The following is a 24,237-nucleotide window of genomic DNA, read 5'->3' as shown; positions in this document are numbered from 1 at the left end:
TTAAAATTGCGTCAATTGGTATCTACGGTTACTGTCTAATTGCACGTTAAATTCAATAAGCTGCTTTTTATTTTCTAATAAAATAAAAGCAGTAATACTAAATTGCAGTGACAATGGTTCGGCTTCATTTTCTATAAAATGAACAGTGACATTAGTTATTCTTGGCTCATAAGTGGTAATGCAATCCGCAATAATATTGGATAAATGAATCTTGAAATCGACTCCTGTTAATGTTGCATCATTTAAATCAGGAACGCCTAAAGCGGGAGTACTTTGGCAACCTAACGGTCTACTATTTAAAACCTGATTCAAATTTTGCTTAATTGACATGAGTAACGCCTGGATTTTTGCGCGTTGGGAAGAGCCTACACTCTTCCCTTGTATGCGCTCAAATAAACTGGAAGCGGGGTTATCTTCCAAGTTATACAGAGCTGTCATCGCACTTATTCCTTATCTAAGCGACCAACAAGAGATAATTCAAAGTTTGCACCCATATATTTAAAATGAGGGCGAACTTGAATAGCGACTTGATACCAACCCGGATCGCCATCAACATCCAGAACTTGGATTTGAGCTGAGCGTAGAGGGCGTCTACTACGAACGTCTGCTGGTGGATTTTCCTGATCTGCAATATATTGTTTTAGCCAGATATTAAGTTCTCGCTCAAGATCTTGACGCTCTTTCCATGAGCCAATTTGTTCGCGCTGTAGTACCTTAATATAGTGTGCTAATCGATTGATAATAAACATGTAAGGAAGCTGCGTTCCTAACTTATAGTTAGTTTCTGCTAATTTTCCTTCACGCGTATTAGGGTAGTTTTTCGGTTTTTGTACTGAGTTTGCAGAGAAGAATGCGGCATTATCACTACCTTTACGCATGGTTAAAGTGATAAAACCTTCTTCTGCTAATTCAAATTCGCGTCTGTCAGTAACTAACACTTCTGTTGGAATTTTAGTTTGTAATTCACCCATTGCTTCAAAATTATGCACAGGTAAATCACCAACAGTACCGCCACTTTGAGGGCCAATAATATTTGGGCACCAGCGATATTTAGCAAAACTATCATTAATACAACTTGCTAATAAGAATGCAGTATTGCCCCATAAATAATGCTCATGATCTTGCTTCACATCTTCAGAGTAATTAAATAACTTAATTGGGTTTTCTGTCGGTGAATAAGGTAAGCGCACTAAGAAACGAGGTGCTGTTAAACCTAAATAACGCGCATCTTCAGATTCTCGCAGTGAACGCCATTTCGTATGAGCAGGGCCTTCAAAAACAGATTTAAGATCTTTAATTGCAGGCAATTCAGCATAGCTATTAATACCTAAGAAATTAGGTGAAACGGATGAAATAAAGGGAGCATGAGCCATTGCACCCACAGCACTAACATATTGCATTAATTTTAAGTCAGGCGTGGTGTTATTAAATGCATAGTTACCAATGACTGTCGCAACAGGTTCACCACCAAATTGTCCATAGCCAGAAGAGTAAACATGTTGATAAAAACCGGATTGAACAATTTCTGGTGAGAACTCAAAATCTTCTAATAGTTCTTCTTTTGTTGCATGTAATATATTGATTTTAATGTTTTCACGGAAATCAGTACGATCAACGAGTAATTTTAATGAACGCCATGATGACTCAATTTCTTGAAATTTTGGCGCATGTAAAATTTGGTCAACTTGGGCACTTAATTGAGAGTCCAACTCAACGAGCATTTTATCAATCAAAAGCTTATTAATAGGCTCTTCTTCTGACGGATTAGCAAAAATATTACTAATAAAAGCAGCAACGCCTTGTTTAGCAATATCATAGGCTTCCGTTTCTGGCGACATTCTTGATTGCGCCATAATTTCGTCAAGTAAAGAACCGCCAGATATTGCCACTTGCTCTTGTTGGGCTTCATTAACTAAAGACATAAGGTCATCCTCTGTAAATATTATTTTTGGCTAGCAATATCAAGTTCTTTCAGTAATTGTTCGCGAGTTGCTTCATTTTCCAGAAGTTCTTGCAGACGTTTTCTAAAAGCAGGGATATTGCCAAGAGGGCCTTTTAATGCGACGAGCGCTTCTCTTAGTTCTAATAGTTTTTTTAGCTCAGGAACTTGGCGTGCAATATTATCAGGAGAAAAATCTTGTAGTGATTTAATCTCTAAATTGACGTTAAGATCAGATTCACTTTTTTCATTTAAGGTATTTGGAACCGCAATATTAAGATTAATACCAGCGCTTTCCATAACGGAATTAAAGTTGTTCTGATGAATAGAAATGGTTTTACGATCTTCAATAGGGGTTTCTTCTGTCTTTCCTTTCATATCGCCCACAATAAGCATATTTAAAGGCAATTCGACTTCAGATTGAATACCACCATCATTAGGGATGTACTTGATATTAATACGTTCTTTGGGGGCAACACTACCAAGAGTATTTTTACTCATTTAAACTAAGCTCCTTATTTAGCTTAAGTTCTTAATTAAATGCTCAGCGTATTGATGAATAATTTAAATTAAGAAATACCTATCCTAGGCAATAATATAATTACCTTATATGAGTTCAATTTTCCTGGCGTAAATAAAATAATAACTAAAAATAAAATAATAAATAACTTTTTCTAATATATGCATTTAGTTTTATATAAAACAGTTCTTGAGTCAATAAGAAATATTTAACGTTTTTTACTTTTCCTTACAATTAATTAGTTTTGTATTTAATTTAAATATAATGATTTATCTTTATAAGTAAGTTTTTTTATCTATTTTACTCATTTTATGCAACTTGATAGGAACAAATTAATTTATATTTAATTTAAATTATAAATATTGAAAATGAAAATTTCGTTATGAATTATTTATTCTGTAATTCTATAAATATAAGATATTTAACGTTAATTTTACTTTAATTCCCATTTGTTATTTATTTTATTTTTTTATATATAATGCTTTTTTTGATGAAAAATAAAACTATGATATAAGTAGAAATAATGTAACCTAGTGTTATTATTATGCTTGAAAGTTAATTTTAATATAAGAAAATAATATTAAGTGAAATTATTTAAGAAAAACAAAAAGGAAATCTTATGTCACTTGAATATGACTGATAAAAAGTGGAGATAAAATATTATTTATCTCTACCTCTAGAGAATATATTATTTCACTTAATGGAAGATAATTTATCCGTTATTATTATCTTTTATTTCGTTTATGGAATGCTTTCCACTCGATATCGTTATTGAAATTTGAACGATAATGGCAGACGATAGAGCCTGAACAATTCAACGGATCGTAAGAGACACCGATATGCATTTTTTGACTTGCAATCGGGAGCTTCATGCCGGTTTCTTCTGGTCGTTATCGGCATAATCATCATGGGATTGCCAAAACGTCATTTTCCCCCAGGTATTTAACCGTCCCGCCCAGCTGACAATCCCTTTTTCGCTAAAAATTTCGCGTGGTGTACCTTGATGGTCAGTGACGACATAATGCAGTTTTCCACGTTGATAACGTGCCTTTGGGGTGATTTCACCGTGTTGATGAACCACTTTTTGCGTTAATCGACCATTAATATCGTAGTGATAGTCTTGATAACCTTTGGCGGTGATACGGCGAGTGACACGGCCTTTTTGTTGCTGTTGTGCCAGTTGTAAATAATCGTTTCTCAACAAAATCATTTTGTTGAAGTCCTTTCGATAAAAATCAGCCAGTGCACACTGCGATCTGATAAGAGTAGCTTAAGTAATTTTGAAGGGAAGTAAAGAAAGGAGAGGAGAGAAAGGGGGTTGTATCCTCGTAGGATAAGTGACTTAGCGTAAAGTAATTGCTCACACGATATTTACTGCTTTCGTTTCTTGTAATAAGCGTATTCACTTATACAATTAACTTTCGTAAATATCCGAAATCTCGCTAAAGCCAGTCCGTTCTGATGTACATGGGTTTTTAATATGTAACAAAGTGTATGTTTTGTTTCAAATTGTAATAGTGTTGATTTATAAGGAAAAATTAAGGTCTATTTTACAAAAATAATCAAAAAAAGACTTATTTTGTTATTAGTTTAAAAGTAAACACTTAAAATTTGGTTGTGCAAAGAGATAAATATAATCTTAAGTATGGTCATTTCAATTACCTCCTTATTTTCTTCTGAATCACTATCAAATAACCAGCCCATTGTTATATTTCTTATCATTATCTCCTTTTTTATATACCCAACTTATTATCTTAGTAACATTAGTAATTTTGTGGATTATTTGTTAATCAATTTATTATCCTCAATTAATTTTCCCCATGCTATGAATGAAAAATAAGCATATTTTTAGTCTGTGGCTATATAACAATCGTAGTGAAATATTTTGCATTTAGGCTAAAAAACCAAGGAAATGACTAGCTTGGAAAGCTTTTTTTTGACTTAATACCATTAAATAATCGATAAAAAACAATGTGATGATAATTTTCTTTTTTTATATAAGTAAATAAAATAGTACGAATTTTGATGAAAAAAACAGAGAAAATAATTTACAAACACTTTACCAATACTTTACAAATGAAATGAAATGGCGTTACTATTTCAATGCTAATAATTCATATAGTAAAAGGAAAGTGTAAATGGCGATATCTAGAAGAAAATTTATCATTGGTGGAACAGTCGTTGCTGTGGCAGCTGGGGCCGGAATTTTAACACCAATGTTAACTCGTGAAGGACGTTTTGTTCCGGGTACGCCAAGACATGGTTTTGTTGAAGGTACAGAGGGGGCTTTGCCAAAACAAGCTGATGTTGTTGTTATTGGTGCGGGGATCCTCGGTATTATGACCGCCATTAACCTTGTAGAACGTGGTTTATCTGTTGTGATTGTAGAGAAAGGTAATATCGCGGGTGAGCAATCTTCTAGATTCTACGGGCAAGCAATTAGCTATAAAATGCCTGATGAAACATTCTTATTACACCATTTAGGGAAATATCGCTGGCGTGAAATGAATGCGAAAGTAGGTATTGATACCACTTACCGTACACAAGGTCGTGTAGAAGTTCCTCTTGATGAAGAAGATTTAGTAAACGTAAGAAAATGGATTGACGAGAGAAGTAAGAATGTTGGCTCAGATATTCCATTTAAAACCAGAATTATTGAAGGGACAGAATTAAATCAACGTCTTCGTGGCGCAACAACAGATTGGAAAATTGCTGGCTTTGAAGAAGATTCTGGTAGCTTTGATCCTGAGGTTGCAACCTTCGTTATGGCTGAATATGCTAAAAAAATGGGCGTTCGAATTTACACGCAATGTGCAGCTCGTGGCTTAGAAACGCAAGCGGGTGTGATTTCTGATGTTGTTACAGAGAAAGGTGCAATCAAAACTTCTCAAGTAGTTGTTGCTGGTGGTGTTTGGTCGCGCCTATTTATGCAAAACCTCAATGTTGATGTTCCAACACTGCCTGCATATCAGTCTCAACAGTTAATCAGTGGTTCACCAACGGCACCGGGTGGTAACGTCGCTTTACCAGGTGGTATTTTCTTCCGTGAACAAGCTGATGGTACTTATGCAACTTCTCCTCGTGTTATTGTGGCACCAGTAGTGAAAGAATCCTTTACTTATGGTTATAAATATCTGCCATTATTAGCACTACCTGATTTCCCTGTGCATATTTCTTTAAATGAACAATTAATCAATTCATTTATGCAATCAACGCATTGGAACTTAGATGAAGTTTCTCCGTTTGAGCAATTTAGAAATATGACAGCACTGCCAGATTTACCTGAGCTAAATACTTCATTAGAAAAATTAAAAGCAGAATTTCCTGCCTTTAAAGAATCTAAATTAATTGATCAGTGGAGTGGTGCAATGGCTATCGCACCAGATGAGAATCCAATTATCTCAGAAGTTAAAGAATATCCAGGTTTAGTGATTAATACTGCAACAGGTTGGGGTATGACTGAAAGCCCAGTATCAGCAGAATTAACGGCTGATTTATTACTTGGTAAAAAACCTGTTTTAGATCCAAAACCATTTAGTCTTTATAGATTCTAATTTAGCTAAAATACCAACACCCTCTTAATAGAGGGTTTTTTATATCCAATAACAGCTTTATTTTTTTAATTCACAAAAGTGCTTTTAATGTGAACGGAGATTTTAAAATAAGATATCCAAATTACCACATGGAAAATACTTCTAGTAATATCTAGAATACATTGTACATCAATAAAGTCATAGTTTCCTTTAATGCAATATTCGCTATTAGAAGGCTAATATCAAGAGTGGGGGCTTCTTACATTTTTGAAAGAAAAAATTGTGGTGATCACGATAAGCACGAATAATACTATATCTAAAGTAAATCCTAAACCAATAAAATAGTGTCCCATTGTTGTGGCACAACTATAAATTGGAACCACTTCAACGAGTGTTTGATAGAAGCTACATATTCCTGAAGCAAGCATAAATAGTAAGAGTAACGCAGGAAGTAAAATCTATCTCCCTATCTTTTTAAAGGTTTTTTCACGTTCGTCACAATACTCAGTATATTGAGGTATTTCTTTTTCACCATATTTAATGCAAGTTTATTTTATCATTTTTATTTCTTATTGTTGCTAAATTATTAATAAATTCTAATGTATTTTTATGTGAAAATAATATGTAAATAATTTTATAAAAAATAAATTAAAATTAAAAATAACCAATAAATATAATCAGTTAAAGTGGAAAATATTTTATTTTTATTTTAGTGCTTAATACTATGGAGTCACTCTAAATGTGAGTTATTTTAAAATAATCTATAGAAATATAAATTATTTTAAATTTAAAATATCGGAATAACCTTATTAACAGGGTTAATAAAAATAAGTAGTGTTACTAGCATTCTATAATTAATGATTAAGTGTCTTCAGTTTATGATGTAATCGTTTTTAAACTGTAATTCGGTGTTCTATCGATATAATCATCTAATAAAAGAAGGAGAATAATGGGATGATTAACACCAAAGTTGGAAGTAGAATAAAAATGATAAGAAGACAATTGAAGATCACGGAAAATGAGATGTCTGAAAGGTTGGGAATAAGTATATTACATTATTCTCAATTAGAAAATGGACATTTAAAAATAACCGTAGATCAATTGATTACTATTTCTTATATTCTCGGTGTTACACCTCAAAGTATTATTTTAGAGGCTAAAAAAACAGATTTTATAATTTTTGAGGATAAAGAATCGATTGCACAACCCAGTGAGATAGTAATATTTAGAAAGAAAAAAATAATTTGAAAAATAGTATTGCTATATTTTTATTGATTTATTTTTTAATTAAATTTCTATTTTAAAAGATGATAATTAATAGTAGGAATGCCATCTTATATAAGATGGCATTTTGGGAATTAGTCACAGGATGTAGTTCCTGTTCTATGATTTATGGCACCATTTTTAATCAGTAGTATTTGCATGTCTTTAAGATTATTTTGGCAAGCATAGCTTAATGCACTATGATTATAAGAAAATAGAGATGTATCTTGTGTTGTGGTAACAAGATTAACATCTGCGCCTTTAGAAATAAGATATTTTACAGTATCAATGCGATTATTGCTTGCAGCAATCATAACAAAAGTTTCACCATCACTTTCTACTCTTTGATTATTGAGTTCAATATCACTTCTCATTAGGGCGTGAATTTTTTTTACTACATTCACATTATTTCCTAATACTGCTGACTTAAAGACATTATAAACATCACCTTTATCTGTAGCCCATAAATTAGCACCTTGAGAAATAAGATAATCAACCATCTCTTCATCACCAATAAATGCAGCCCAACCTAGTGCAGTTTGGTCTAAGCTACCAGTATCTTTGGCTTCAATATCTTGACCATTAGCAAGCATTTTTTTAACTTCATTTAAATCACCATGTTTAACCGCATCAAACCATAATGCATTTCTACCTGTGCTTGGTGAAGTATAGAAAATACGATGTGGTAAACGTGATTTATTAGCCAATTCAATCATATCAGAATAATTCGATTTAAAAGATTGATATTCTGGTGGATTATTTTCATTGATAATCAATGCTTGTGCGCCAAAAGAAACTAATAATAATGAAATAACAAACGGTTTCATATTCATTTATACACCTTGTAATATAATAATTAATAAAACTTATGACAGTTATTTTATTGAAGATTAATATTTATTAGTGTTGGTAATTGAAACAGAATGTAAGTGAGAGGCTAGGGTAATAAGTATTTTTAATGCAGATAAATCTTATTAATTGATTTGCGACTTTAGTGATTAAATATAAGTGTTTTTACTTGCATTTCATAGAGTATAATGAGAGTTATTCTTTTTTTGTCATCATATGACCATTTAATTGTATTATATCCTCATGTTTTATCACTATAATTTTATTATTCACTTTATTTTATTTTTTTAATTTGAGAGTTACTCTGTAATAATTGGTTACTTTTTAATTTATGTTACTATTACTAAAAATAGTACAATTATAATATTTATGATTTCTTGTATTTAAATTAATAATAGGTGTTTTTTGGGTTTTATAATCTTTTTTATCTATTATGATTTTTTATTTTAATTTTGAATATTTCCATTTAATTAGTTTCGGGTCTTTATTTTATTAAGTGTAATTAATGAGGAAATAAATGAATTTTAATTATTCCTATTGTTTAAATACCATTATCGTAATTTTTTTTATAAAATTGAGAGTGATATTTGAATGGGATTTTTATGTTAAAAAGAAAATAACATAATAATTGATTAAATTAAGCTCTTTATGAGAGTGTTTTTAATATGAGTAAAAAGAAAGTATTAGAAAGAAATTTATGGTTAATCTAACGTTTTTATGAGGGTAATTACTTTATATATAAATAGAAAGAAGATTAACTCCTCTTTCTATAAATTATAATTAAGTTTAATTATTGAAGGTAGCTTAATGGCCAGTGTTTGAAATAAATATGATTAGCTTGCCAATCGACCTTTTGGACATTATCACTGAGTAAATGTTTAGCCACAGTAAAGGCAAATTCAAAGCTAACACCTAACCCTTTTGCACTGATAAATTTTCCATCGACAACGACATCTTGATCAAGATAATTGCCATCATCATATTTATCTGCCAATTTATCACCTGTACTGTAATTACGACCTTCAAGAAGATGATGTGCAGCTAATACTTTTGCTCCAGAAGAGCATAGCGCACAAATATATTTATCTTCAGCAATATGGCGTTTAATAAATTGAATAACTTGCTCGTTAGCGCATAAACGATCGGTACCTTTAGGGCCACCCGGCATCATTATGGCGTCATAACTGTGTGTCAGCTTTTCTGTTAATAGATAATCAGCACTGATTTTAGTTTCAAAATAGGTATTCAATACTAGGGTATCCATACAAGAAAGTACATCAACATGGATATCAAGGCGACGCATGATATCAATAAAAACAACGGCTTCACCTTCTTCAAATCCATCCGCTAATAAAACGGCAACCTGTTTCATTTTGTTTATCCCTTATTTGTTTTTAGTAATGAGTGGATATTTTGAATATGATTAGCAATGGTCTCTTTATCTTGTTTATCAATCATCTCTGCTGTAGCAACCCAACTTCCTCCACAAGCGACGACTTGTGGAATAGCAAGATAATCACTGACATTACTTAAGCTAATACCGCCGGTTGGCATAAATTGCGCTTGTGTGTAAGGTGCTACAAGCGCTTTTAGCATTTTTACACCGCCAGAGGCTTCTGCTGGAAAGAATTTAAGTAAGGTGAGGCCTCTTTCAAGGGCAACTTCGATTTGGCTTGGGTTATTAATTCCCGGCACAATGTCAATGCCATTATTCAGACAATAATCGACTGTACTTGGGTTATAACCCGGGGATATAACAAAGCTTGCTCCAGCTTCTTTTGCTATATCTGCTTGTTGCGCAGTTAATACAGTTCCTGCGCATAATATAAGTTCAGGAAAGTGTTCATGCATTAGCTTAATCGCTTTAGCGGCTACAGGAGTACGAAAAGTAATTTCGGCAACAGGAAGTTGATTTTGGGTTAAAATTTCACCCAGCCAGATTGCATCTTCGGCGCGATTAATTTGGATCACGGGGATCACTTTCAGTGATGAAAGTGTATCAACAATTGACTGTGTCATGGTTATCCTTAATGAGTGTATAGAATGAATCAGTAACTTGATGAGGAATGATGGCACCATGGTGTTGAATAACCAGTCCTGCCAAAGTATTACCCCATATACAACAGGTGGGTAAGCTGTGATTTTGTAGCCAAGCGGCAATAAAGCCTGCATTAAACGAGTCGCCTGCAGCTGTAGTATCAACAACAGAATCAATGGGGTTGGGCGAAATATATCCCGTATTTTGGCCATCAGACCAAAAAGCACCATTGGCCCCCAGTTTGACAATAACGCTCTGATTACCCCATTGATGTAGGCGTTGTGCAATGTTTTGTTCTGTTAAAGAGGGGTGCTGCCAAAGTATTTGTTCATCATCACCCGTGACTAAGGCAATGTCGCTAAGCTTATACAGTTTTTCAAACCATTCTTGCGCATGAGGTATTGAATCCCATAAGCGAGATCGATAATTAGAATCCACAATTAAGGTGATCCCGCGCTGTTTAAGGTGGGTTAATTGTGTGAGTAGCGATTCTTTTCCTTCCTGCGTTAAAATAGCAAGAGAAATTCCACTGAGATAAATCACACTATTATTCGGTAATGCATTGAGATGTGCGGTAAAGCGACTATCAGTTGCAATATAACGTGCAGCAGCGTCACTACGCCAATAATGGAAGCTACGCTCACCACAAGCATCAATTTCAATGGCATATAGACCTGGGAGTTTTTCAGGAATAGTCATGACAGATTGGCAGTTGATCCCTTCTTCTTCCCATGCTTTTTGCATTAAGGCACTGTAAGTATCAGTGCCTAAACCTGTTATATAGTGCGGATGTAATGTAGGGATAAGCCGCGCTAAATACAGTGCTGTGTTTAATGTATCACCACCAAAACGCTGTTGTTGGGGTAAAAAAGGTTGACCACTAAGCTCTATCATACATTCGCCAATAATGGCGACAGTTCTCTTTATTTTCACAGTTTCCCATCACTTTTACAGACGCGAATTTTATCTGCAACTACGGCTTTCATTGCGGCTTTGCCTGGTACAAGATAATGACGAGGATCACTTGCATCAGGGTTATCTAAAAAATACTGCTTAATTGCGTTAGAGAAAGCAATTTTAAGTTCAGTTGCAACGTTAACTTTGCAAATGCCTAAATCGATACAACGGCGTACATCATTATCAGGGATCCCTGATGCACCATGAAGAACTAACGGAATATCGGTCTTTTGGCGAATAATCGCTAAGCGATTAAAGTCAAGATGTGGTTCATGTTTGTACATACCATGTGCTGTGCCGATTGCTACAGCCAGTGAATCAATGCCCGTTGCTTTAATAAATTGTGCTGCTGAATCAGGATCAGTGTATAGGGCATCTTTAGCATCAACAACGAGATCATCTTCTTGTCCACCCAGACGACCCAATTCAGCTTCTACAGTACAATCCCAATGATGGCAGAAATTAACCACTTCTTTGACGATACGAATGTTTTCTTCAAACTGAAAATGAGAGGCATCAATCATGGCAGAACGCACACCTGAAATGACTTTATTGCAAATATCAGGAATATCTTCATGATGATCTAAATGCAGTGCAACAGGAATTCGGTATTGTTCAGCTGCTTGTTGACAAATAGAGATCAAATAATCGCTACCTGCATAAGCAAACGTGCTTGGTGTACCAGCCAAGATAACAGGTGATGCCATCTCAGCTGCCGTTTCCATCACAACTTGAATGGTTTCCAAATTATGAATATTAAAAGCAGGCACAGCATAATTTTCACGCTGTGCTTTATTGAGCATATTACGAGTAGAAACCAGATACATGTTTGCCTCTCATCTTTCGTTTAATTACGAATTATAATAAACGAAAGAAATAGAAAGGTAAAAGATCTAAATCACATTTTTATACCCTTCGCACTGAAAGCAAATGAAAGTAGGTTAGAAAAAATGTGCCATTTTAGAGCTATAACTGGTGATCCCTTTGCGTAACAAATTATTTTTTGGGCGTCTTGACTGTCCTATCACGGTTTCAGCAACTTTTTGTGCTAAGGTCTGTTTTTCTAAACGGCGAGTTAATGGAGTTTGCTGAGTTGTATAATCTTCGCAAAAAATAACGTTGACCTCTTGTGTTGCTTTTACGCCACTGACGAATGCTTGAATAGAGGGAATGTCGAAACGAAAGTTATCTTTTTCGATGGGTAAAGGGAGCGAGGGAGTTTGCCATAAATTGATACGCTCAGCACAATAAAGCGCAATAATCACGGCACGTAATGACCAAAAACTACTGGCAGGACCACTATAGTTATCAACTAAACGGGGATCGTGAGTAAATAAACCTTGTGTAGGTGCACCATTTTTTAATGCACCTTGAGAAATGAAATAACGTAAGCTACTTTCAAAGGCACGTTTTGCCTCACCAACTTTGACGGAAGGGCACTGTAAATCAACTCCGGCTAATAATGGTGCGGAAACCGCTAGGCGATAGCAGGCACTACGACCAAAGAAAGGAATACCTTTTGGGGTCATAAAATAAAGATAATGTTGATTAAAGGTATTAAGTGATTGAGTAATAAATGTGGTATCAAATTGGGGATCAATTTGTGCTAACCAATATAGCGAATAGTAAAAACCCCATGCATTGTAGTAATCATAATTACCTTTCGCACCATCACGAAACCATCCATCACCAACATAAAACTCTTTTAATCGTTCATAACGCCAATGAGCAATGGTATCTTTTCCTGTAAGTGCTTTAATGACAAATTGAACAGTAAGTGGGAAAAAATGCCAATTATTATCAACAATTTCACAGTGATTAACTTGTTCGAACCAAGTAATAATTTGTTGTTGTATTACGGGTGTTAATGTATCCCACACCCATTCACGGCTTATCCAAAGTGTGAGTGCTAAATCGGCAGCTTCACAAATTCGCTGATCGTAATTTTCAAGTTCTCCCCAATATCCTTTATGAAGTGGATCAGTACCATGAATAAAGCTTTGTTTGATCATTAATGGTAAATTAAAGGTTTGGTGATTTAATCCCATTAAGGTGCTTTTTTTACTGCTGACAGTCCATGCTGCCAATAGAGGAAGAACCCGACTCACACCTTCAAGGGCATCCGTTCTTACGGTCTGTTGACCCGGACTTCCTGGATAATAGGCATGTGAATAACCCCAGACTTGATAATGATGAAAAGCCTGAGTGACGTATTGTGTCAACATTTCACATAAAGAGAAAAGTGACTGAGTTTCGTCATTAAAAAAGTCAGTAATCGTTTTATCATAGCGACGATAAGCCGATTTTCTGACTAATCGTCGTATAATATTTTCCTTAAATAAGCGACGGTAAATTTTTACGTTTGGATGCTCATAAGGGAGTTTTGGACGTGCTGAAGATGCAATTTCAATAGCCATTTTCGTATCTCAGAAAAAAGACGCATCCTTGCGAAACAAAACGGAAGTTGAATATTAAGGTTTTGCAGAATCCACTAGTATTTGATAGTGATCTTGTCCCCAAAGAACGGGTTTCGGTTTATCTTTTATCCACTGATAATAAGCATTCTTTAATTCTGCTACTTTTTGTGGATTTTGATTAGCCAGATCGGTTGATTCAGCCGGATCATCTTTATCATTAAAAAGTTGAGGCTGATTTTTCCCATCATCATAAAAATAGAGTGCCCATTCGCCGTCACGTACAGCCCAGGCACCTTTAGAGAGTTTTTCTAAATTAGGATTCGTAGGCGGTGTTTTGCGTTGGTAGGTTATCCATTGGTGATACCCATGCCAAAATTCTTGGTTTTCTTCACTGTAATGTTTAGTGCCTGGGCCTGCCCAATAAAGATAATTGTGAGGAGATTTTGTTGTTTCGCCTTTAAGTAAAGGCATGATGTTTTTTCCTTCAACGTTTAAATTGTTTGGAATAGAAATACCTGCTGTATGTAGCGCGGTCGGTAAAATATCAAGAGCGGAGATCATCGCATCACTTTTTGTACCCGCAGGAATAGTACCAGGTTGATAGGCTATAAAAGGTACTCTAACGCCACCATTAAACATTTGTCCTTTGAATCCTTTATCCATTGCATTCATTGGCATTGGTGATTCATTAACAGCTCCATTATCTGATAAGAAAAAGATCAGCGTATTTTCTAACTCACCGTTTTCTTTTAATTTTGTAATAATTTGGCCGATACCTTCATCGGCTGCATTTAAGGCAGCAAAGTATTTATCAGCTTCAACATTACCTGTATCAAATTTCTCCATATATTTAGCTGGTGACGCTTGTTCTAACGGAATATGAGGAACACTGTAGGAGAGATTAATAAAGAATGGTTTATCTTTGTGCTCATCAATAAATTTTAGTGTTTCATCTGTTAATAGATGCGTGGTATAGCCCGGCGCTGGAACATTAGTACCATTACGCCAAAATGCTGGCGAATTCCATAAAGCCACGCCCGATGCGTAATAGCTAAAATCATAATCGAAACCACGTTCATGAGGTGCATAACCCGCTTCTGGCGTTGAGATCATATTGTCGTGATAATCGCGAGTTTGCTTACTTTCATTAATTTTCGGTTTGCGGATCACTTTTGCATTATGCCATTTACCAATACTTGCAGTGGCATAGCCATTTTCTTGGAAAAGTGAAGGTAATAGTTTGATATTTTGGGGAATACCTAAAATAGCATCGTCATTGCTGTAAGTGCCAAAGCTTGCAGGGGACCGCCCCGTAAAGATACCTGCTCGAGAAGGACCACAAACAGGGTGGGCAACAAATGCATTGGTCATTTTGGCACCATTTGTTGCCATTTCACTGACATTTGGCATCGAAATGCGTGCGGCTTCAATCATTTTATTGATATCGCCTTCATAACGCGCAGGTGTTGGTCGTTGCGCTAATTCATCAGCATTTAGGGTATCCAGTACGAAATCAAGTTGTCCTGTGCCTAAATCATCCATCACGATGAGTAAAATATTGGGCTTTTCAGGTGTTCCACCAGCATTGGCTGATATTGGGATGCTTAAACATGATGTAGCAATCAGCCCTGCGAGTAAGCTTTTTTTAACAGAAGGTAAGATCACGGATTGTCTCCATAATAAAAAGATAAAATAAAAAAGGGTTACTTTAGATAGTTTTTTTTCATTGCAGGAAGCGCGTCACTAGCAAGACCCCCACGAGAAATAGCTTGTTGCATTAATTGCATACCTATCGCCGTATGATGAAATATTTTTTTATAAGAGCGGCATAGGTAGTTATGGCGATATTTTTCGCCTTCAATAGCAATAATGCGATGTTTAGGGCAACCGCCATAACATAAGCTTTGTACTTCACACTGCTTACAAAGGCTCGTTTGTTTATCATATTTATTTTGGCCAAAGCGCTGTTGCTGTTTTGATGTGGCCAAATGAGCAAGACTATTTTGATGAATATTGCCTAAATTATTGGCGGGGTAGACATAGTGATCACAAGAATAAACATCACCATTGGCTTCAATGATCAATGCTTGGCCACAGGTTTTAGATTGAATACAGGTTGATGCAGGATAGCCCATCCATGTGCCTAGTAAACTGTCAAATAAGCGAATATATATTTTCCCGATGTCGCCTTGTCGTATCCATTCATTAAATACGTCTGTCATAAATTGCCCGTAACCTTCAGCTGGAACTGAAAACGGCGCTAATTGGGCATTGGGTCCAGGCGCATAATGCCCGCCATGAGTATGAGGAAAGCGTCTATCGACTTCGACGATGGGGATAAACTGAAAGAAGGTTGAACCTAACTCTTTTAAGGCTTGGTAGGTTTCTTTTCCTTTATTCCAGTTTTGATCATTAACGACAGTAAGTGTATTGAATTCAACACCATATTCATTGAGTAGCTTAATTGCACGCTTTACTCTTTCAAAAGTAGGGCTTCCATTGACAGAAATACGATATTTATCGTGAACCGCTTCAATACCATCAATTGAAACCCCTAATAAAAAGTGGTTATCTGCAAAGAATTGCGCCCATTGGCGATTAATGGCAATGGCATTGGTTTGTACACTATTTGTGATCGTTTTACCGTTAGCAAATTGCTTTTGGTATTTGACGACTTGTTCAAAGAAGGCTAATCCGGCAAGTGTGGGTTCACCACCTTGCCAAGAAAAATCAACCTGTTCGCCACCGTGTGACTGAATATAGTCTTTAATATAACGACGTAGTACACCATCTGGCATCACGGTGTGACCTGTTTCTTTAGTTTCATCTTGAAAAATATTTTCTTTTTCCAGATAAAAGCAGTATTCACACTTAATATTACAGTGGTAGCTTGTAGGTTTTGCCATTATATGAAAATAAGCAGGTTGATTTAATGCCATTAGTCATTTCCTGAGTCTCTTTTTTATCCTGTTACATTACGTAAAATTTATCAAAACAAAAGAGATTAAAATCACAAATACGAAACATCGAAAGTAAATGAAAGTGTTTTTCGAAAGATAAGTACCGTTATTTTCGAAAAAAATTCTTTCGATTTGATACTATTTCATATTCAATTAACTAAATAAGCTATTTATTTTGATTTACTTTTCGAAAATAAATGAATTCAGTGAAGTTTTAATCTGTATTTTGTGAAATGTAGCGAAATTAAATCTACATTATTGTGTTTTATCTAGCTATATATGGTGTAATCATAAGTATAGTGTTGCCTTATATCATTTTATTTATTGGAAACTGATGGCCTGAAGGCTATCATTGAAATGACACGAAAATAATCGTAAGCATTCGATGATGAATCGAAACTTTGTGAAAGAGATCAAAAGTTTTGTTTTTTTGCATTGTCGGTTAAAATTGGCGTAGTAAACTACATTCGAAACCAATCGAAAGAAAGTCTTTTGGTTTCGTAAGGAGACGAAAGTGAAAGCGGCAGTTGAGAGGCGTATGGAGATCCTCGATATGGTAAACCTGCAAGGTAAAGCCAGAGTCGAAGATCTTGCTGAATTATTTAAAGTCTCAAGTGTCACTATCCGCAGCGATCTAAGTTTTCTTGAGAAAAATGGTTATATCGTTCGCTCTCATGGTGCAGCAATTCCTAATACAGGATTTATTGCCGAATTGAGTATCCACGAAAAACGTGGACAAAATGCGGGCATAAAAACATTAATCGGGAAAGCAGCCGCAACGCTGATAAAGGATGGAGACACCGTCATTCTTGACTCGGGGACAACTACTCGCGAAATCGCGACACATTTAAAGTCGCGCGAAAATGTAGTGGTCATGACTAACGGTCTGGATGTCGCAATGGAGTTAGCAAATACCTCAGGTGTGGAAGTATTAATGACCGGTGGTGTATTGCGAAAAAGTGCGTTGTCTTTTTCAGGCTCACAAGCTGAAAATAGTCTTAGAAATTACCGTTTTGATAAGGTTTTTCTAGGCGTTGATGGATTCGATTTACGTGTTGGTATTACTACACACAATGAACAGGAAGCTAGTCTTAACCGTTTAATGTGTGATATCTCAGAAACGATTATTGCGGTTGCAGATTCTACGAAATTCAGTAAACGCAGCTGTCATATGATCAGAGAATTTGGTGATATCGATATTTTAGTGACCGACTCAGGTATTCCTGAAGAATATATTCAGGAACTGAAAGATCACAAAATCGAAGTAATTATCGTCGACGATAAGGCATCGTAATTTGCTAACTCCATTAGCAACACCGCCGGTGTTGATTATGGAGTTAGTATTTAATGCATCCTTTAGAAAAGATTGTTCAGCAACACAAATCAGGCAAACAGAATGGTATTTATTCTGTTTGTTCTGCCCATCCTTTAGTAATAGAAGCAGCTCTATTACAAGCGCTGGATAATGATTCCTTTCTGCTAATTGAAGCCACCTCTAATCAGGTTGATCAGTTTGGTGGTTATACGGGAATGACTCCCGCTGACTTCTACCAATATGTTATTGAACAGGCTGAAAAAGTCGGTTTTCCTATCGAGAAACTTATTCTGGGTGGTGACCATTTAGGGCCTAATCGTTGGCAACATCTTAACGCTAAAGAAGCGATGGCAAATGCGGATGTGCTGATTGCGCATTATGTTGCCGCTGGTTTCAAAAAAATCCACCTTGATTGCAGTATGTCTTGCGCTGACGATCCTATTCCTTTAACTGATGAAATTGTGGCATCTCGTGCAGCACGTTTGGCTGTCATTGCAGAAAACACAGCAAAAGAGGCCTTCGGCTCTAGTGATATTGTTTATGTTGTTGGCACAGAAGTGCCTGTTCCTGGTGGTGCTGCTGAAGAGCTAGATACCGTTGAAGTGACTTCACCTGCTGCTGCGCGTAAAACATTAGAGTGTCATCGCCAAGCTTTTCAAGATGCGGGCATTGGTGATTGTTGGACACGTGTGATTGGTTTAGTGGTTCAACCGGGTGTCGAATTTGATCATACGGGTATTATTGATTATCAGACTGAAGATGCACAAGCATTAAGCCAAGTCGTAAACGATTATTCTCATCTCGTTTTTGAAGCGCACTCAACGGATTACCAAACTAAAGAGGCTTATAAACAATTAGTTCACGATCACTTTGCTATTTTAAAAGTTGGGCCTGCACTCACGTTTGCTATGCGTGAAGGTTTATATGCACTTTGTGCCATTGAAGAAACTTTATTTCCGCAAGAACAGTGCTCAAAATTGCGTGAAAAAATGGAACAACTGATGTGCCGTGAGCCAGGATTTTGGCAAAAATATTATCATGGTGATGAGCGTCAACAAGCTTTTGCCCGAGTGTATAGTTTTAGCGATCGCATTCGCTATTACTGGCCCGATGCTGAAATTAATGACGCTATCGACACGCTAATGGATAACTTATCCGTTAAACCCATTCCACTACCGCTACTGAGCCAATATCTGCCTTATCAATTTACTCAATTTAGAGAAGGCATGATTGACGGAACACCTGAATCGTTTGTTATTGCGAAAATTCGTGATGTGTTATCGGTGTATGCCGATGCGTGCTATGTCCATTAATTGAGGGAAACCATGGAATATTTAAGTTATCAGACCGCTCAATTAGAGCAACTGAATGCATTTTGGACTGCGAAAGAAATTGAGCAACAACCGGAATGTTGGAAGAAAACATGGCAGTCAGTGAAAGAAAAACGTGCCGATATTGAAGCCTTTTTAAATAAAGCGCTTGCAGTACCTCATGCGCGAATTATTTTAACGGGCGCCGGCACTTCTGCGTTTGCTGGAAAAGCATTAGCCCCTATTTTAAGTGGTCATACAAAACGTCGAGTCGATGCGATTGCAACAACCGATTTAGTGGCTGACCCACAAGAATACTTAGCAGAAGATATCCCAACATTATTGATTTCTTTTGCACGTTCAGGGAATAGCCCTGAAAGTGTGGCAGCGTTAGATGTTGCGACTGAATGCTTATCGCAGTGTTATCACTTAGTACTGACATGTAATGAAAATGGCAAGCTTTATGAGTATTGCCAGAATAACCGCTACGCATTGGCATTACTGATGCCTGAAGAATCAAATGATCGTTCTTTAGCGATGACCTCTAGCTTTTCATCCATGATGATGGCGGCTGTGACTATTTTTTTAGGGGATAACGTCTTTAGTGATTCTATCGCTCCCTTTTTTAGTCACTATAAAGTGCAATTTAATAAAGCAAATCAAATTATTCGGGATAAATACGCAGGTAAATTTAAACGGGTTATTTATCTAGGAAGTGGTGGCTTGCAAGGTTTAGCCCAAGAAGCCGCGTTGAAAATGTTAGAGCTTACAGCGGGTAAAGTGGTTGCAAGCTTTGATACTCCATTAGGCTTTCGACATGGGCCTAAGTCTATCGTAAATAAAGAAACTTTAGTGGTGATGTTTTTCTCTAATGATCCTTATACACGTCAATATGAGACTGACTTATTACGAGAGGTTATTCACGATAATGCATCAGGCAAGGTGATCGCGATCACCGCACGAAATGATAACGCTTTTTCGCCTGAGAGTTTTGTTTATATTCCTGCGTTAGAGAACTGTCCTGATGTGGCGCTATTGTTCCCTTACTTGATGTTGGCGCAATCATTCGCATTTCACAGTTCCATTGCACTAGGGAATACGCCTGATAACCCGTCTCCGACAGGAGAAATCAACCGCGTTGTACAAGGCGTCACAATTTATCCGTTCTCACACAAAAAAGACGACACACAGTCTGTTTTAAATTAATAAAATATAATAAGAGAGCTAATCATGAACACACCGAATATTGTCTGGACCCGCATTGATGAACGTTTACTCCATGGTCAAATCCGCATTACATGGGGTAAACATACAGAAGCAAACCTGATTTTAGTGGCTAATGATGATGCAGCCGAAGGTCCTAATGCCGCATTTATGCAAGCAGGAATGAAAGCGTCAGCCGGTGGTGAATACGCAGTTCGCTTCTTCTCTATTCAAAAAACGATTGATGTGATTAGTAAAGCATCACCTCGTCAGAAAATTTTTGTTTTGTGTAATAACCCGACAGATGTTGCCCGTTTAGTGGAAGGTGGAGTGCCCATTACTCACTGTAATGTTGGCAATATGCATTTTCATGAAGGGAAACGCCAAATTGCGAAAACGGTATCCGTTGACGAAACCGATATTGATGCGTTTAAAAGCCTTGTCGCAAACGGCGTCACTTGCACAATCCAAAACACCCCCGATCAGACACCTGTTGATGTATTAGCGCTCGCATCAGCCTGATAATTTCCTGGATAAAAAACCTGCATTAGCAGGTTTGAGGATGATTTATGATTTTTGAAGCTTCTTTAGTGGCTTTATGGGCCTTCTTTTGCGGTATAGATAAGTATGACGTTGCATTAAATATTCACAGACCATTAATTACAGGGCCTATTGTTGGCCTAATTATGGGTGATATGCAAGTTGGATTAATTGCAGGTGCAACGTTAGAACTCGCGTGGCTAGGATTGGTTCCTAACGCAGGCGCTCAGCCACCTGATGTGACTTTAGGTACGATTGCAGCGGTTGCTTTTGCTGTGATGACAAAGCAATCACCTGAAGTTGCTATGGGTATTGGTATGCCAATTGCAGTGTTAATGCAAATGTTGGTGATTGGCTTCTTTGCTGTAACCGCTTTCACGATGGGAAAAGCGGATAGATATGCTGAAAGAGCCGATGCGGCGGGTATTTCACGGTTGCTTATTATCACCATTACGGTGCGTTCATTGCTCTACGCCTTAGTGGCTTTTGTGACGGTTTATTTCGGTGAGCATGCGGCTCAGTGGATTGATGAAAATACACCAAAAGTCTTGTTAGAAGGATTAGGTATCGGTGCGAAGATGGTTCCTGCTATTGGTTTCGCCATGTTGTTGAAAATCATGTGGTCAAAAGAAGTTGCAGGTGTGTTCTTCATTGGTTTCGTCATGACAACCTATTTAAAACTCCCAATTATGGCTGTCGCTATTTTAGGTGCATCAGCCGCCGCGCTCTATTTCTTCTTTAGTGGTAACAACAAAAATACAAATCAGCAAAATGAGGATTTCGAAGATGGTATCTGATAACAGCACCGCATTGAAAACGCAGGATAAACCAGAAACGGGTTCTTTGATTGATGGCATTGATGAGTATCAAGATACCACCGTCAGAAAAGTTATCACTAAAGGTGATCTTTGGAAGTGTGCATTCCGAGGTCTATTTATGGAAGGTAACTTTAACTTTGAACGTATGCAAGGTGGTGGGTTTGCCTTCTCAATTATCCCAGCATTAAAGAAAATTCATGGAAATAATAAACGTGACTATGCAACATCACTGAAAAACCATCTACAATTTTTCAATGCCAGTCCTAAGCTGTTTACCTTTTTATTAGGCACAGCGGTGGCAATGGAAGAAAACAAAGAAAAACCGTCTACTGTTAACGTGATGAAAGTTGCAGGAATGGGGCCAACAGGGGGGATAGGTGATGCTATTGACCATATGACCTTGATGCCATTGACCTTAGCATTGGGCGCATCTATTGCAATGGAAGGTTCGATTGCGGGGCCTTTTGTTTTCTTCTTTTTATACCAAATTGTACACTTTTTAGTGTATTTCGGGCTGATGTTTATGGGCTATCGCGCGGGAACAGCAGCGATGGTCAATATGAGTGATGCTACTGAAAAACTGGCTAAAGCCGCCAATATTATGGGGATCTTTGTCATTGGAGCGCTCTCTGCGACCTTTATCAAGGTGCAAACCACCGCCTCGTTAGAGCTGGGAGGGAAAGTGGTTGAATTGCAAACCGCGCTCTTTGACAAAATCATGCCGAATTTACTGCCTCTGTGCTTAGTTTTCTTGATGTACAAAATGGTAAAAAGCACCGGTTTTTGGGGTAAACCTCCGGTATTGATTTTCTCAACTCTTGCATTTGGCGTTGTCGGCCACGTATTAGGATTCTTATAACAGAGAGCCTTTACCACCGTCGTTATTGTCAATCGAAATACATTATTAACTTGCTATAAACGGGCAGGAGAGTCTTCTGTTGCCCGCAAGGAGTCACTCATGATAGGTCTTATTGTTTCAGGACATCTTAATTTTGCCTCTGGCATGGCATCAGCCGTAAAAGCGATTGCCGGTGAACAGGAAGATATTGCATTTATCGATTTTGTTGAGTCAATTTCTCCTGATGAACTTGAAGAAAAAATGCGTGAAGCGATTAACTCAATGTCATGTCAGCAATATCTGTTCTTAACAGATTTACCTGGTGGAACCCCTTGTAATCGGGCAATGGCCATTATGATGCAAAATCCTGCTGTTGAAGTGTTAGCGGGTGTGAATCTACCGATGATTGTTAATGCGGCTTTTGAACGAGAAGGATGTTCAACGTCAGAGTTAGTGCAAACGTTACGCGAAATAGGTCAAGATAGTATTCAAGATATTCGTGAGCAATTGGCACAAATAGACAGCAATGACGCTGATGAAGAAGACGGCTTATGAGTCAGCGATACGCCATTTTGGCAGATAGAACGTTTACGCCTGAAGGCATTCGTTATCTCTGTTATGTCTGTGTTAGGGGCGATGTCATTGAATCGATCACCACTCACGCACCAACAGATTGCCCTATTATTCGCCTAAAAGGGAAATCGTTATTACCCGGTTTTGTGGATATCCATATTCATGGCCGTGAAGGTGCGGATGTCATGGATGCGACTGAACATGGGTTACAAACCATTGCTGATGCTTTAGTAAAAACAGGCGTTGTTGCTTGGGTGGGGACAACCGTTACTGCACCTATAGATGATATTCGCCTCGCATTATCACAAGTGCGTGAGTTTTTATCAAAACCACAAACGTCGGGCGCATTGTTACTTGGAAGCTTTTTAGAGGGGCCTTATTTTACCGAGCGTCATAGAGGCTCTCACCCGGTGAAATATCTAAAAGCACCAACAATATCAGAGTTAGAAACACTGCTTGAAAGTGCTGGTGACACATTATTGCGTGTCGCTGTTGCGCCAGAAGCACAAGGTTCAATAGAAGCGATTGATTGGTTGGTCAATCGAGGTATTAAACCAAGTGTGGCGCATACAGCGGCAACTTACGAGCAAACTTCAGATGCTTTTTTACATGGTGCCGATTGCGGTGTGCATTTGTATAACGGCATGACGGGACTTCATCACCGTGAGCCGGGATGTTGTGGTGCTGTGTTATATCACAATGTATTAGCGGAGTTGATTGCCGATGGCATTCACGTTCATCCCGTGATGATGCAATTAGCGTATCGCATGAAAGGCTATCAACAAGTCGCGTTAATTACTGATTGTATGCGTGCAGGGGGATTGCCTGATGGTGATTATACCCTGGGTGCACAAACAGTGAGTGTTACTCATGGTCAGGCAAAAACGGCCGATGGCTCTTTGGCTGGGAGTACTTGTAGCTTAGATAGCGCATTGCGAAATATGGTGCAACTTGCCCATGTACCTGAGTGGGAAGCCGTACAAATGGCGAGTGCCATCCCAGCGGAGTATCTCGGCATCGGCGATAAATTGGGTTATATCAAAGTAGGGCGACAAGCCAGCTTTGCTGTGGTGGATGAGTGTTTTCATCTCACCGATACATTCATCAGAGGAAATCATATTTACTCTGTATCCGGGGAAAATGCATAGCTTTTTCAGTTATGCA

The 24,237-nt window shown here is 37.2% G+C and carries 24 protein-coding genes; 10 read left to right on the top strand and 14 right to left on the bottom strand.

The genetic code is table 11. From position 1 onward, the window contains the following. From tssE to GWJ05_RS07560, 5 genes are all read right to left on the bottom strand, one after another. Complete coding sequence (gene tssE, locus GWJ05_RS07580) at positions 1-438, bottom strand: type VI secretion system baseplate subunit TssE (protein ID WP_036935121.1); 438 nt, start codon at positions 436-438, stop codon at positions 1-3. A gap of 5 nt (positions 439-443) precedes the next feature. After that, a complete protein-coding gene (gene tssC, locus GWJ05_RS07575) occupies positions 444-1,922 on the bottom strand; it encodes a type VI secretion system contractile sheath large subunit (protein ID WP_036935118.1) in 1,479 nt (492 codons plus the stop codon). Positions 1,923-1,942: 20 nt separating this feature from the next. Continuing rightward, entirely contained in the window at positions 1,943-2,440 is a 498-nt protein-coding gene (gene tssB, locus GWJ05_RS07570) for a type VI secretion system contractile sheath small subunit (RefSeq protein ID WP_036935117.1), read from the bottom strand. A 744-nt stretch (positions 2,441-3,184) separates the two neighbouring features. Further along, positions 3,185-3,331, bottom strand: a complete 147-nt coding sequence (locus GWJ05_RS07565) for a hypothetical protein (RefSeq protein WP_158482376.1) — start codon at positions 3,329-3,331, stop codon at positions 3,185-3,187. Further along, positions 3,328-3,669, bottom strand: coding sequence for an RHS domain-containing protein (locus GWJ05_RS07560; RefSeq protein WP_036935114.1), 342 nt, complete (start codon positions 3,667-3,669; stop codon positions 3,328-3,330). Before GWJ05_RS07560 ends, GWJ05_RS07565 begins: the two co-directional genes overlap by 4 nt. Before the next feature lie 928 nt (positions 3,670-4,597). On the opposite strand from GWJ05_RS07560, the gene GWJ05_RS07555 reads away from it, so the two are divergent. Next, the gene (locus GWJ05_RS07555; protein ID WP_036935111.1) at positions 4,598-6,013 is read left to right on the top strand and encodes an NAD(P)/FAD-dependent oxidoreductase; all 1,416 of its coding nucleotides are present in this window, start codon (positions 4,598-4,600) and stop codon (positions 6,011-6,013) included. Positions 6,014-6,078: 65 nt separating this feature from the next. Here the strand turns inward: GWJ05_RS07555 and GWJ05_RS18785 are convergent, their stop codons facing one another. Further along, positions 6,079-6,186, bottom strand: a complete 108-nt coding sequence (locus tag GWJ05_RS18785; RefSeq protein ID WP_072024218.1) for a DUF2569 family protein — start codon at positions 6,184-6,186, stop codon at positions 6,079-6,081. A gap of 760 nt (positions 6,187-6,946) precedes the next feature. On the opposite strand from GWJ05_RS18785, the gene GWJ05_RS07545 reads away from it, so the two are divergent. Then, positions 6,947-7,240, top strand: a complete 294-nt coding sequence (locus tag GWJ05_RS07545; protein WP_036935109.1) for a helix-turn-helix domain-containing protein — start codon at positions 6,947-6,949, stop codon at positions 7,238-7,240. Positions 7,241-7,350: 110 nt separating this feature from the next. Here GWJ05_RS07545 and GWJ05_RS07540 read toward each other — a convergent pair whose 3' ends face one another. The 8 genes from GWJ05_RS07540 to GWJ05_RS07505 all read right to left on the bottom strand — a co-directional run bounded on the left by GWJ05_RS07540 (position 7,351) and on the right by GWJ05_RS07505 (position 16,455). Then, a complete protein-coding gene (locus GWJ05_RS07540) occupies positions 7,351-8,088 on the bottom strand; it encodes an ankyrin repeat domain-containing protein (RefSeq protein WP_179951908.1) in 738 nt (245 codons plus the stop codon). An 806-nt stretch (positions 8,089-8,894) separates the two neighbouring features. After that, complete coding sequence (locus tag GWJ05_RS07535; RefSeq protein ID WP_036935106.1) at positions 8,895-9,476, bottom strand: DJ-1/PfpI family protein; 582 nt, start codon at positions 9,474-9,476, stop codon at positions 8,895-8,897. 5 nt (positions 9,477-9,481) lie between these two features. After that, on the bottom strand, positions 9,482-10,123 hold the full coding sequence (locus GWJ05_RS07530; RefSeq protein ID WP_103004935.1) for a bifunctional 4-hydroxy-2-oxoglutarate aldolase/2-dehydro-3-deoxy-phosphogluconate aldolase: 642 nt from the start codon (positions 10,121-10,123) through the stop codon (positions 9,482-9,484). Next, positions 10,104-11,075, bottom strand: a complete 972-nt coding sequence (locus GWJ05_RS07525) for a sugar kinase (protein ID WP_072024196.1) — start codon at positions 11,073-11,075, stop codon at positions 10,104-10,106. The genes GWJ05_RS07530 and GWJ05_RS07525 overlap by 20 nt, the downstream gene beginning before the upstream one ends. Next, a complete protein-coding gene (locus GWJ05_RS07520; RefSeq protein ID WP_036935101.1) occupies positions 11,072-11,926 on the bottom strand; it encodes a tagatose bisphosphate family class II aldolase in 855 nt (284 codons plus the stop codon). The genes GWJ05_RS07525 and GWJ05_RS07520 overlap by 4 nt, the downstream gene beginning before the upstream one ends. Before the next feature lie 114 nt (positions 11,927-12,040). Next, a complete protein-coding gene (locus tag GWJ05_RS07515; RefSeq protein WP_036935098.1) occupies positions 12,041-13,516 on the bottom strand; it encodes a DUF2264 domain-containing protein in 1,476 nt (491 codons plus the stop codon). A 54-nt stretch (positions 13,517-13,570) separates the two neighbouring features. Then, positions 13,571-15,181, bottom strand: a complete 1,611-nt coding sequence (locus GWJ05_RS07510) for a sulfatase-like hydrolase/transferase (protein ID WP_161681262.1) — start codon at positions 15,179-15,181, stop codon at positions 13,571-13,573. Positions 15,182-15,219: 38 nt separating this feature from the next. Continuing rightward, the gene (locus GWJ05_RS07505) at positions 15,220-16,455 is read right to left on the bottom strand and encodes an anaerobic sulfatase maturase (protein WP_036935092.1); all 1,236 of its coding nucleotides are present in this window, start codon (positions 16,453-16,455) and stop codon (positions 15,220-15,222) included. Between the two features lie 535 nt (positions 16,456-16,990). Between GWJ05_RS07505 and agaR the strand changes: the two genes are divergently transcribed. From agaR to nagA, 8 genes are all read left to right on the top strand, one after another. Continuing rightward, entirely contained in the window at positions 16,991-17,770 is a 780-nt protein-coding gene (gene agaR, locus GWJ05_RS07500; RefSeq protein WP_036935089.1) for a transcriptional repressor AgaR, read from the top strand. A gap of 53 nt (positions 17,771-17,823) precedes the next feature. Further along, positions 17,824-19,104, top strand: coding sequence for a tagatose-bisphosphate aldolase subunit KbaZ (gene kbaZ / locus GWJ05_RS07495; protein ID WP_036935088.1), 1,281 nt, complete (start codon positions 17,824-17,826; stop codon positions 19,102-19,104). Positions 19,105-19,116: 12 nt separating this feature from the next. After that, on the top strand, positions 19,117-20,307 hold the full coding sequence (locus GWJ05_RS07490; protein ID WP_036935086.1) for an SIS domain-containing protein: 1,191 nt from the start codon (positions 19,117-19,119) through the stop codon (positions 20,305-20,307). A gap of 24 nt (positions 20,308-20,331) precedes the next feature. Further along, positions 20,332-20,826: a PTS N-acetylgalactosamine transporter subunit IIB gene (gene agaV, locus GWJ05_RS07485; protein WP_036935083.1), complete on the top strand. Its 495-nt coding sequence runs from the start codon at positions 20,332-20,334 to the stop codon at positions 20,824-20,826. A 47-nt stretch (positions 20,827-20,873) separates the two neighbouring features. Further along, positions 20,874-21,641, top strand: a complete 768-nt coding sequence (gene agaW, locus GWJ05_RS07480) for a PTS N-acetylgalactosamine transporter subunit IIC (RefSeq protein ID WP_036935079.1) — start codon at positions 20,874-20,876, stop codon at positions 21,639-21,641. Beyond that, positions 21,631-22,521, top strand: a complete 891-nt coding sequence (locus tag GWJ05_RS07475) for a PTS system mannose/fructose/sorbose family transporter subunit IID (RefSeq protein ID WP_023581442.1) — start codon at positions 21,631-21,633, stop codon at positions 22,519-22,521. Before agaW ends, GWJ05_RS07475 begins: the two co-directional genes overlap by 11 nt. 99 nt (positions 22,522-22,620) lie before the next feature. Next, the gene (gene agaF, locus GWJ05_RS07470; protein ID WP_036935076.1) at positions 22,621-23,055 is read left to right on the top strand and encodes a PTS galactosamine/N-acetylgalactosamine transporter subunit IIA; all 435 of its coding nucleotides are present in this window, start codon (positions 22,621-22,623) and stop codon (positions 23,053-23,055) included. Continuing rightward, positions 23,052-24,221 (top strand): N-acetylglucosamine-6-phosphate deacetylase, encoded by a 1,170-nt coding sequence (gene nagA / locus GWJ05_RS07465; RefSeq protein ID WP_036935074.1) that lies wholly within the window; start codon positions 23,052-23,054, stop codon positions 24,219-24,221. Before agaF ends, nagA begins: the two co-directional genes overlap by 4 nt. Positions 24,222-24,237: the final 16 nt, after the last annotated feature.

The organism is Proteus sp. G2626 (assembly GCF_009915985.1).
In the GTDB taxonomy this organism is placed as follows: domain Bacteria; phylum Pseudomonadota; class Gammaproteobacteria; order Enterobacterales; family Enterobacteriaceae; genus Proteus; species Proteus vulgaris.
Note: the sequence above shows the minus strand (reverse complement) of the source record. Positions and strands in the feature narration are given on the sequence as shown.